Source organism: Paenibacillus sp. LS-5, from assembly GCF_056121505.1.
On the sequence record NZ_JBWAVA010000001.1, the window covers coordinates 381,982 to 394,122 of the forward strand.

At 49.6% G+C, this 12,141-nt stretch carries 8 protein-coding genes; all 8 read left to right on the plus strand.

Annotation, left to right across the window (positions count from 1 at the left end; all coding sequences use genetic code 11):
• Positions 1 to 61 precede the first annotated feature (61 nt).
• The 8 genes from thrS to AC0MA3_RS01770 all read left to right on the plus strand — a co-directional run bounded on the left by thrS (position 62) and on the right by AC0MA3_RS01770 (position 12,099).
• On the plus strand, positions 62 to 1,975 hold the full coding sequence (gene thrS / locus AC0MA3_RS01735) for a threonine--tRNA ligase (protein ID WP_474655162.1): 1,914 nt from the start codon (positions 62 to 64) through the stop codon (positions 1,973 to 1,975).
• Between the two features lie 176 nt (positions 1,976 to 2,151).
• Positions 2,152 to 2,763: a GNAT family N-acetyltransferase gene (locus AC0MA3_RS01740; protein WP_474654953.1), complete on the plus strand. Its 612-nt coding sequence runs from the start codon at positions 2,152 to 2,154 to the stop codon at positions 2,761 to 2,763.
• A gap of 12 nt (positions 2,764 to 2,775) precedes the next feature.
• Complete coding sequence (locus AC0MA3_RS01745; RefSeq protein ID WP_379152647.1) at positions 2,776 to 3,210, plus strand: SRPBCC family protein; 435 nt, start codon at positions 2,776 to 2,778, stop codon at positions 3,208 to 3,210.
• Between the two features lie 295 nt (positions 3,211 to 3,505).
• Complete coding sequence (locus AC0MA3_RS01750; protein ID WP_474654954.1) at positions 3,506 to 5,014, plus strand: hypothetical protein; 1,509 nt, start codon at positions 3,506 to 3,508, stop codon at positions 5,012 to 5,014.
• 11 nt (positions 5,015 to 5,025) lie between these two features.
• Entirely contained in the window at positions 5,026 to 5,784 is a 759-nt protein-coding gene (locus tag AC0MA3_RS01755) for a DUF6063 family protein (protein WP_379152642.1), read from the plus strand.
• Entirely contained in the window at positions 5,771 to 10,270 is a 4,500-nt protein-coding gene (locus AC0MA3_RS01760; RefSeq protein ID WP_474654955.1) for a coiled-coil domain-containing protein, read from the plus strand. The genes AC0MA3_RS01755 and AC0MA3_RS01760 overlap by 14 nt, the downstream gene beginning before the upstream one ends.
• Positions 10,271 to 10,311: 41 nt before the next feature.
• The gene (locus tag AC0MA3_RS01765) at positions 10,312 to 11,139 is read left to right on the plus strand and encodes an aldo/keto reductase (protein WP_474654956.1); all 828 of its coding nucleotides are present in this window, start codon (positions 10,312 to 10,314) and stop codon (positions 11,137 to 11,139) included.
• Positions 11,140 to 11,223: 84 nt separating this feature from the next.
• Positions 11,224 to 12,099 (plus strand): TPM domain-containing protein, encoded by an 876-nt coding sequence (locus AC0MA3_RS01770; RefSeq protein WP_474654957.1) that lies wholly within the window; start codon positions 11,224 to 11,226, stop codon positions 12,097 to 12,099.
• The last annotated feature ends 42 nt before the right edge of the window (positions 12,100 to 12,141 follow it).

Here is a 12,141-nt window from a genome sequence, read left to right on the forward strand (position 1 = left end):
AGAGATGCGTTTTTTTGCGTTCTATAACACCAATAAACCTGAAGAAATGGAGGCCACAATCATGGAGATCAATGTAACGCTGCCGGATGGAACAATTAGGAGGTACGCACGCAACACCACAATTGCACAAATAGCGGAATCGATCAGCTCTAGCCTGAAGAAACAAGCAGTAGCCGGCAAAATCGACGGCACACCCGTTGACTTCCATCAACCGGTTGAATACGACTGTCTCGTTGAAATCGTCATGCCGGAAAGTTCAGAAGGATTGTCTATCCTGCGTCATAGTGCAGCACATCTCATGGCTCAGGCTATCCAACGAATATATGGCGCACCGAAGGTTAGACTGGGCATTGGTCCGGTTATCGAGGATGGTTTCTACTATGATTTTGATGCAGATCAACCGGTTTCAATAGATGACTTCGCCGCAATTGAGAAGGAAATGCAGAACATTATTCGGGATAATCTGCCGATTGTCCGGCGGGTTGTCAGCCGCAGTGAAGCAGTCGCACTTTTTGAAGCGATGGATCAGCCGTTAAAAGTGGAACTGATTCATAGTCTGCCGGAGGACGAAGTGATCAGCCTGTATGAGCAGGGTGAGTTCATAGATTTATGCAGAGGTCCGCATGTGGCTTCTACAGGCCAGATCAAAGCCTATAAGCTGATGAGTGTAGCGGGAGCCTATTGGCGCGGTAATTCGGATAATCAAATGCTGCAGCGCATTTATGGTACGGCTTTTTACAAGAAGGCTCAGCTGGAAGAGCATCTACACATGCTGGAGGAAGCGAAGAAACGGGATCACCGCAAGCTGGGTAAGGAGCTTGGACTATTCATGTTTTCCGAAGAAGCGCCGGGTATGCCCTTTTACCTGCCTAAAGGCATGATTCTCCGCACAGAACTTGAGAACTTCTCCCGGGCACTGCAGCGTGAGCGGGGGTATGATGAAGTTCGTACGCCTCTGATGATGAACAACCGGATGTGGGAGCAGTCGGGCCATTGGGATCATTACAAGGACAACATGTACTTTACTCAGGTGGACGAAACGAAATATGCGCTGAAGCCGATGAATTGTCCGGGGCATATGCTGATGTTCAAAAACAGCCTGCATTCCTACCGGGAACTGCCGATACGTATCGCGGAGTTTGGTCAGGTTCACCGTCATGAATTCTCAGGAGCGCTGAACGGGATGATGCGTGTCCGGACCTTTTGCCAGGATGATGCCCACCTGTTCGTGCTTCCTGAACAGATTGAAGAAGAAATCGGCGGCGTTCTGGAGCTGATCGACTATATCTACAAAGTATTCGGCTTCGAATACAGGGTGGAGCTGTCTACACGGCCGGAAGACTATATGGGTTCGGAGGCATTTTGGGATCAGGCGGAAGCATCGCTGCAAAGAGTACTGGATAGACGCGGGATCGAGTACCGGATAAATGCGGGAGACGGGGCTTTTTACGGGCCGAAGATCGACTTTCATATTCAGGATGCGCTGAAGAGAAGCTGGCAATGCGGAACCATTCAACTGGATCTACAGATGCCCGAGAAGTTCGATCTGAATTATATCGGTGAAGATGGTGAGAAACACCGTCCGGTTGTCATCCACCGTGCCATATATGGCTCAATTGACCGGTTCATGGGGATTATTACAGAGCATTTCAGCGGAGCTTTTCCACTGTGGCTGTCCCCTGTACAAGTGAAGCTCTTACCAGTCTCTGAACACTTTACCGATTATGCCTTCAAGGTGAAAAAAGAACTGCAGGATGCCGGAATCCGCGCCGAGCTTGATCTGCGGAATGAAAAGTTGGGCTACAGAATCCGCGAAGCCCAGCTGGAGAAAGTACCTTATATGCTTGTGCTTGGCGAGCAGGAGCAGAACTCCGCTACTGTATCTGTAAGAAAACGTGCGGCAGGTGATATCGGAGTCATGAGCGTCTCCGAGCTTGTCCGGCAAATGATCTGTGAGAATGAGACAAGAGAATAGATGTATCTTCATTAATATAACGGCAAAATGACAGCCGGCAGCAGCTCCGTTTTACACAAACGGGGCTCTTTTTTTATATGAATGTGGCAGACAGGGTTGATGGATGTAATTTATAATGATATGAAGATTCCCTTCTGCGGGAAGTCTGGGAGAATACGTCTATAGGAGGCAACTTCGTGATTTCCAATAATATCAGAGAACTTAGCGGCACTAGTATTAGAATGGTTCCTATGGAATCCGCGCATAAGGCGGATCTGATCGCTATTATGAGCCATCCGCAAATTTGGGAGTATACCTGGCGCAAAATCACATCAGATTCACAAGCGGAAAGTTTAATTGACACGGCGCTGGCCAATCAGGCCAAGGGGACGGAGCTCCCTTTTGTTATAATTGAACAATCCACAGGCAGAGTCGCCGGGACATCGCGAATTATGCATATAGATCACAATCACCGCAATGCGGAAATTGGCTGCACCTGGATTGCACCCCAGTTCTGGCGGACTGCTGTAAATACGGAATCGAAGTCACTCTTGCTGCAGTATTGTTTTGAAACCTTGGGCTTGATTCGTGTGAACTTCACGATTGCGGGGGACAACCTGAGGTCACAAAAAGCCATAGAACGTATTGGTGCGGTAAAAGAGGGCGTTCTGCGTAAACACCGGATCACCATGGAAGGCCCCATAGTGAATAGCATGCTGTACAGTATCATTGATGACGAGTGGCCTGCGGTGCAAGCCAATCTGCATTACTTGCTGCATGTGAAGTATGCAGAAAAAATCAGCCATTGAGGGGGTTATATAGTGGAGACAGGTAAGCCGGTAACGGTAACAGTGGACACAGTCGTTAATGCTCCTATTGAAAAAGTGTGGACCTATTGGACAGAGCCGAAGCATATCACGCAATGGAATAACGCTTCCGAAGACTGGCATACGCCATACGCGGAGAATGACCTGAAGGCCGGTGGTAAATTTCTCTCTAGAATGGAAGCCAAGGACGGCAGCTTTGGATTTGATTTTACCGGAGTGTACGACCAGGTGAACCTTAACGAGAGTATATCCTATACGATTGCCGACGGCAGAAAAGTGGTAATCAACTTCTCACACCAAGATCACAACACAAAAATCATCACGGTGTTCGATGCGGAAGATAGCAATCCCGCCGAAATGCAGCGAGCCGGTTGGCAAGCGATTCTAGATAATTTCAAAAAATATGTGGAAACATCTCCGGAAGAATAGAATCTTATCAGCCTTAATAGCGCATGCCGACATCGGCATGCGCTTTGCTGTATGTTCTCTTCATTATTATTTTTGCAAATAGCCAGAATTCTAGATCATTGATATAATAGAAACATATATTCCCCGGTAGCAGGAACTTATCTGTAAGAGATCAGAGATTAATCCCGCAGAGTTCATGTTCTATCTATATAGCCCATATTCCACCCTCCATGGGGCAGATATGGGTTTATGTTATTTTATAAGAATTCCCCAGGAAGTCCTAAACTACGAAGTGATGGCGAGGTTGGAGTGAAGCATGAACTGGAGTGACTTTGGAGAACGGAATAAACGTCTCAATCCCTTGTGGACCTTGGGGGCGGGCATGAATCTTGGCGAGCTGCAGCCGTATAAGGAAATGATAGCACTCAGTGTGCTGCTGCAGGTCTATTATCTGGAACTGGAATCCAGTGAACTTAGAGCCAGGGAGGATATCGTGGAGCTGGCCTGGAGTTCACTGGAGCGGTTCAATATAGTCAAGCTTGGTACTGCCGAATCTGTAGGTCGGCTAGTGGATGGTCTGCTGTGGAGCGGGAGCGGCGGCGATTTTGAAGCCTACTATTATGATGATCTGTCCCGGAAGATGGAAGTACAGAAATACAAGTACTTTACTGTCGATGAGGATGCTACCCGCACCAGCTGGGAGGAGAGCGGTAAAACCGTCTACCGGTTGTCGGAATATGCCATGGAGCTGATCTTCATGAGCCATGAGATTATCGAAGAATTTCAGATCAGCATCAAGCTGCTGGAAATTCAGATGCACATCAAGCATGGACGGGTGACCCGCGCGTTACAGGATGTGAGTGAACTGATCTCGCGGGTACGGAAGATGACACAGCAGCAGCAGGAATACCGTAATGCGCTGCGTCGTAATCCGAAGCATATGTTCAGTGAATACGGTGTGCTGCGGCATCAGAGGCTGGAGGAAATCCACCTGCAGTTTGACGAGGAGCGCAAGCACTTTGATAATATCCACCGTTCACTAGCCCGTCTGGCTAATGATGAGAAGGATGTTATCGACTTCAATGAGCTCCGCCAGCTGTCGGAAAGAGTGGAGTTATCCAGACGGGTACACGATGAGCTTGCTGAAGTGGTGCTAAGCATTTTTGAGGCAGAGACGAATCTCCGGTTGAATTTCCCCGAGCTCTTCTGGGGAGCGGCAGGCTTTAATTTTCGTACCAATGTCTGGGAGGAATGGGTTAAAGCCGAAGGTTTGCCGGATGCGGACAGCCTGGAGCTGCTGGTTAGCGGATTGTTCGCGCCTAATCAGGACTTTATCTACCCGCTGGCCTGGGCATGGGAAGAACAGGAGGTCGGGTTCCTGCCCGTAGATGAATTAGACGATCCGGATGAAGCTGGAGAAGAGGAGAGTATTCCATATACACCGAGGTCTATTCCATGGCCTGAGGTTGCAGAACTATGGGGTCCTATTTTACAAAAACTGGCGGATCAAGGAAGCTTTACTTTTTCAGCAGAAGCTTTCACAGAGGAGCAACAGCGGCAATGGTCCTCGACACCCGATGCCGTCGATCTGTGGGTGCAGTTCTTCCATGCTGAAATTACAGTGCAGGAGCTGGATCCGGACAGTAAGGGCGGAGCGTCAGATGAATGTCAGGAGCTCATCCAGCGGCTGCTGGATTCTAACCCTGATCTGGAGGTACTGCGCGGCACAGTGCTGCGCACAACAATACAGAACACACATACGCAACTTGTCTCCTGGCCCGGCCTGGAAATGAGTCCTTATACTATTACTATAATCGAGAGGTGAGATGAACCCGCATGAGCTATTCACTCGAACAATTGCAGCAGGCCTCACGGCTCTTTTTTGACCTGCTTCGCCGGAAGGTGATCTCACTGGATGATCCCGCAGCCGCCGAATGTCTTCAGGACACGGGAGCCTATGATGCACTGCAGTACATGGCCAAAGAAGGAGGCTGCCGGATTATGAATTCCGGACACCGCCTGCATCTGCTGGTTAATCCGCTCGGATCGGGTTTTGCCAGTAACTTCACACAATTACGGAATAAATATTCAAGGATTGAGCGTAAAACCCATTTACATATCATAAACATTATCATTCTGGTGTTTCTGGCCGAGATGGATCAGGATGAGCACCACTTCAAACCGGGACAGGACAGCATGTCTTATATTCAAATTTCCGACCAGATCTCATCCCTATTTCAGGCATGGGTGGAAATGGACGCTGACAGTAGCTTCAGCAAGCAATGGCGACTGGATATTCAGGCGATGTACAAGGTCTGGACAAGCCTCTATATGCAGACCAAAAGCCAGGAGGAGGGCGATTCCCTAACCCGAGGGGCCGGTTCACGGATGGGTCTGATTCATGAGGGGATGAAGCTGCTGGAGGAGGAACATCTGGTATTCATCTCGGAGAATGAGAAGCGGATCTTTCCGCGTGAAGAATTATATGAAAGAATGCGTTACCTGTATCATGATGTGGACCGTTATAAAGAATTAAAAGCACTTGTCGGGCGCACCTTGACGGAGAAGGAGGGGGAATCGCATGCCGCGCATTGAACGGATCCGGATTGCCGGACTTAAATATGAGAAGATGCTCAAAAAGTATGACGATATGATCCTGGACCTCAGCAACGACGAAGGCCCGGCTAACACGCTGATTACCCTGATGAACGGCGGCGGCAAAGGTGTCCTGCTGCAGTCGATTTTTCAGCTGCTGATCCCTAAGGCGGCCTGGGGCAAGGACAATGAGAACCAGGTCGAGGCATTTTTCCATAATCACAAAAAACAGCTCAAGCCCTACACCTTCCACGTGGCCATTGAGTGGCGGCTGGACAACAGTGATCGTAATGAATATATGACTACGGGCATTGCAATGACAGCCCACAGCTCTGCGGATCAACTGGAGATCAAAGTCGACTATCTGCTCTATGCGCTGCTGGATTATGAAGAGCATGCAGAGCTTACGCTGTCCACTTTGCCTCTATATGATGCCAATGCCGGGGGGGCTGTTAGCTTCGATAGTATACAGCAGTTCGTACGCGATCGCCGAGGCGAAATAGCTTCCTTCGGAAGTCACAGCTCAGATCTGAAAAGGTATTACAATTTCCTGGCAGAACGGGATATCCATATCGGTGAGTGGCGCAATATGCGGCGGATTAACGGTGAAGAGGGTGGTATCAAAGGCTATTTCCAGAAAAACGATGCCTTTACGAACCAGAACCTGTTCGAAAAGCTCATCATTCCCGAAATCGGCACCAGCCTGAACGAAGGGCTGCCCGAACAGGAAGGTTCTCTGCAAAAGATGTTCATGGATGCAGCAATTGTTGCACAAAGACTTCCGATGCTGGAGCAGCGGGAGAAGGCTTTTGCCGAATTCACCACACTGGCAGCACCGCTGCTTGAACTGGTGAAGCAGGGAGTAGAAGCGGACCGGGGCTACCGTGAAACGGAACTGCTGGGACGGCAAATGTACACGGTTATCCATGACGAGCTGAGAACAGCCGAAGAGGAACGACGCAAAAAAGCAGACGAGTTGGTGCAGCTGCACCAGGAGGCCCGACAACTGCGCTTCGCGGGAGATAACCTGATGTACCTGCGCAGCAAAGAGGAAGCCGACCGGAAGCAGGAGGAATTCAAAAAGATCGGGGATAACCAGACCCGTGCCCGTCAGCGGCTGGAAGAGTCCAAAGCAAAGGAAAAGACTCTTGAAGTAGCTCATTATCTGGCCAGACGCAAAGTTCACCTCCGTCAGATGGAGCAATGGCAGAAGGAGATTGAAGCCATCGAAGGCTCTCTGGAAATGAAGGAGCGCCAGGAGGTGGTACAAGCTGCGAAGGAGAATCTTCGCCAGCAGTGGACGGCTGTCTCAAAACTGTGGCAAGAGCAGATCAACGTGTTCAGCGGCCGCCAGCAATCGTTGACAACCGAAGAAACAGGGCTTCGTAAAGAACGGGAAAGCTATTTACTGGAGCTGGGTGGCCTGGACAGCCGGATTAACGAGCTGACCGCCTCCATCCGCCAATACACGGAAGCGCTGGGAGTGTTCGCTTCCCGCCATGGTCAAGAAGCTGCTCATTCACCTGCTGCCTCGCTACAGCGGGCTATCGGATATGCGAGAAGTTTCGCAGAGAATATCAGCGAGCTGAATGAACGGCGCAAATCTGCTGAAGAAGACCGCTTCAATCTGCATAAAAGGCATACTCAGCTAAGCGAGAAGCTACTTAGCCATGAACAGCAGGAAAGCTTGCTTAAAGAACAGTTGGATATACAGCTGAACAAAGAGTCACAGCTTTGGTCGCAGCTCGTGGTGCTGCTGGAATTATATGAGGAGCATAACACGTTTGGAGCTACTGGCTTATTCGAAGCGAAAGCTGCTGTACAGGAGCGATTCATCCGCAGACTGGACGAAGCAGAGGTACAGACCAAACGGCTCAGAAGAGATTACTATCATCAGCTGCTGGATGTTGAACTTCAGCATGAGGCCTACTGGCTGCCGAACAGCGATTTGCTGACGGTTAAGGACAGGCTTGATTCGCTGAAGATTAACTCGATGCCGGGCAGCGCCTTCCTGAACGATCAGCCTTATCTGATTCGCGAGGAAGAGCTGGAACGAAATCCCTTGCTGCCTTACGGCCTTATCATTACTGAACGCGAGGCGGCCAAGTTGCAGCCAGATATGGTGAAGGATCTGCTGGTAAAATCACCGGTTCCGATCTTCATTCGCGAACAGATGGCGCAGCCTGCGGTCCAGCCCTACCTTATACTGGACGGGCAAGGTTCACAAATGGTACTGCAGCCGGACCGTTTTCTGGAATGGAAGCAGGGGATATCTGCCCGGTTGAAGGAGCAGGAAGTCGAGCTGCAGGATGCGGAAGGGTATCTGGCCAAGCTGAAATCCGCAAGGCAGGAATATGAACGGTTATTCCAAGGGGAGCATTCTGTTACTCTAAAGGACAAGCTGACAACACTTGATAGTTCGCAGCACGAGCTTCGTACAGCAGTTAGCGCGTTGAATACAGAAATCAGTGATAACGAAGCAGCCATAGCGTTGATTGTGAGAGAAACAGCTGAATGTGAAGCCGGCAAATCCGAGCAGGAAGACAAGGCGGCAGCACTTCGTGAGTGGAATGAACGGACCAAGAAGCAGGAACAGGATTATAGGGACAAGCAGAAGGCGCTCGACCGCAAAGGTGATTTGAATAAAGAGATCACAGGCAAGGAACACCAGCTTGCGCAGTTAAAGGCGGAACTGAACAGCAACTCTCTGGAGCGGGAAAAATGGATCGGTGATACCCGATATTCATTATTTCCGAGACTGCAAACCTGGTTCCCTGAGTTGATCTTTCCTGAAGGGCATCAGGTCGTTACCTCAAGCGGTAATCAAGAAGAAATTCCGGATTTAGCACCAGATGCTTCCATTCAGGACAAGCTTCTGGAGACCCTAAGCACACTTGAAAGTCTCCAGCAATCGCTTAGCCGTAATGAGCTGGAGATTCGTACGCGGTCTGCACAGATCAAATCTGCAGCAGGACAACTGGCTGAGCTTGAAGCCGCAGTTCAACAGCTTGACAGTAATTGGCGCAGTGTGCAGGAACCCGGAGACACCCCGGATTCGATTATGTCAGCGCGGACGAGGCAGAAGAGCGAAACGGAAATACTGGATGAGGACTACCAGGATGTACATGATTCCTTCATCCGCTGCCAGACCGAGCTGGATCATCTGCAGAAGCAGTTAACCAAAGCAGAGAAGTCGATAAAGGAGAAGCATGAGCGGGCAGTAGAGTACTGGAATGATTCGCTCGATCAGAAGGACGAAGAGATTAGAGGACGGTCCCGGGACAATGAATACGCGATTAATAGCTGTAAGCTGAAGCTGACGTCCTTGGATCAGTGGCTTCAGACGCTTGCCAGTCAAAGTAAAATCATGGAGACCCACGTAGAAGGAAGGCTGCAACTGAGGGACGTTCCAGAAGAGGTTCAGCTCAGCACAAGAGAGGACTGCGAGCGGGCAGTAAGTGCATGGCTGCTACGCAGCAGGGAGAGCCGCACTGTACGGAACGAAATTTCGCGGCGGGTTAAGGAAGAGAAGAACGCCCTCAGCGGAACACTTGCCAAAAGCGGCTGGAATGCTGAGTTGGAGACCAAAATCCAGGAACGCTTAAACACCGTTCACTGGGAGGATTTCACTATTGCGCTTCAAGTGCTGGACTCGATGCTACAGAGTTCACAGGACCAGATCGAAAGCATCCGCGGTGATAAAGAAGGCATGGAGCTCTCCCGCAAAATGTGGGTAGGTCGTGCTGCCAAGCGGGTAGTGCAAATTGTAGACATCCTGAAGCGGATGGAACGCCGGATGATTGTCCACAATGAGAACGGCCATTCCTTCCCGCTGGTACGTTTGAATTATAAGAACATTAATGTACCGAAGACCACTGAAGATATCGAACCGCTGGTCAGCGATTACTTCAACCGCTGCATAAGCAGCCTGCTGGAGAAATTTCCGAAGATTGAGCAGGTTCCGGCAGCGGCAGTTAAGGATCTGATCAGTGACGGCAAAATTGTGTACGCCGCCATGCAGAACCGCTTCCCTGTCTTGCAGGTGTACAAGCCTGTGACTGAGAACTATTTCCTGTATGCAGCACCCGAGGATTATCATTACTCCGACTGGGAGGTTATTAACCGCGGAGCATTGGATGAGGCGGTCGGCAGCGGCGGGCAACGCCAATCGGTTCAGCTGCTGGTGGCGATGATGATCATGACCCATAAACGGGTCAACCGCGAGAACAAAGGCTGGACGGTCTTTTTATATGATAATCCATTTGGTGAAATGGTCTCTAACAACGTGCTTGACCCCGTATTTGAAATTTCCAAAGCCCTGAGATTCCAGTGGTTGATCGTTACTCCGCCGGAGCTGGTAAAGAACGATGTAAGTGTCCGGTTCGGGGTGTACTGGCAGCTGTATTTTGGCGGTGAAAAGGGAGAAATGCTGGAATCCACGCTCATAAAGGGCGGACGCAAGCTGATTCCGGCTTCATTATTCTGATTCTTATATTACAGAGCTCGTAGAAAGGATTGAATTCACTCATGAAGAATCTGCAATCAACTACAACTTTGGCTAATGGCATAAAGATGCCTTGGCTTGGCTTGGGAGTATACAAGGTGCAAGAGGGTCAAGAGGTCATCGACTCCGTTAAAGCAGCAATCCAGGCGGGCTATCGGAGCATCGATACTGCAGCCTTATATGCCAATGAAGAAGGTGTGGGACAGGCCATCCGTGAATCTGGAGTAAATCGCGAGGATCTGTTCGTTACGACCAAGGTCTGGAATTCCGATCAGGGTTATGAATCTACGTTGGCGGCATTTGACAAAAGCATCAGCAAATTAGGCTTGGACTTCGTGGATTTGTATCTCGTTCATTGGCCGGTTAAAGAGAAATATAAAGATACCTGGAGAGCGCTCGAGAAGCTGTATGCAGACGGCAAAGTCCGTGCCATAGGAGTCTCTAACTTCCAGATCCATCACCTGGAGGATTTGCAGGAGGCGGCCAAGGTGAAGCCGATGGTCAATCAGGTCGAACTGCATCCACTGCTTACACAGGTAGAGCTCCGTGACTATTGCAAAGCGCAGGGTATACAGATTGAAGCATGGGCACCCCTCGCTCAAGGTCATCTGCTGGATAACGAGGTGCTGGCCGATATTGCTACCCGTCATAACAAATCTCTCGCACAGGTGATGATCCGCTGGGATCTGCAGAACGGCATTGTGAGCATACCCAAATCGATCAAAGAACACCGGATTATCGAGAATGCCGATGTGTTCGATTTTGAATTAACAGCAGCTGAGGTTGAACGCATTAATGGCTTGAATCAGAACAAGAGGTTTGGATCTAATCCGGATAATTTTAATTTCTGATCCATGCCGGTATAAAGAAACATTGTCCCATTCCGTGCAGAACCGAAATAGAAGATAGAATCTATGACTAGCCGGGGGGTACGTATGAATCGAATAACTATTAAAACCATATGTCTTGTGATGCTGTTCAGTGTAATGCTGCTTCCAACCTTCAGTTTTGCCCAGACTGCCGCTCCAGATCACACCTTGGATGATTATGGGGCAGGTGCATACAAATCCTATAACCCTGAACCCTTAGGAACCACTAATTTTGTGGGCGATAACGCTGGAGTGTTCACACAGGTTACCAGAGATGATCTGAATCAATCCGGCAATCGTTATCAGCTCACAACCCATAGCGGAGTATATGTCGTAACCGTTAAGAATCTGGGAGATAAGAGCCTGGAGGATTACACATATGCTAAGTTCGCATCCATGGGGGCCGGACCGGATGATGTCATGCTTGTGCTGGATGTCAGTGGCGACAACTATTATGTGCTGCAGGGAAAAGGTATCGACGGCATACTGACCAATGACATAGTCAGCGATATTCTGAGTGCGAAGCTTGAACCGTTATTCGCCCAGAAGAATTATGCTGCTGGCGCAACCGCCACGGTTAATGCTTTTTACAGCTTTTTTCTGGCCCGGGCAGATAATGCCCTGAATGCCACGACTCCGGCAGTCATAAGCTCTGAACCTGTCCATTCGGAGCCTTTGAGCTTCCAGTCTACACATAGTACCTCAGCTTCAGTATCAGATACGGTAACTTATCCTCTTACCAAATCTGAAGGATATGTAATAATGGCTTTATTCCTCTTAGTGTTTGTCTTTAGCATTGTTTTGGCCTCGCGGCGCAACCGGTATATGGCTCTGTATGGCGTGCCGGTGAATCCATACAGCAACCGTTCCACCGATCACGGTGATGGCGGACCTTCCAGCAGCAACACAAGCAGCGGTAGTGGCAATGGACGTAATCGCTAGAGAGATATAACCGAATAAATGGGAACATACAAAATTGAGCTG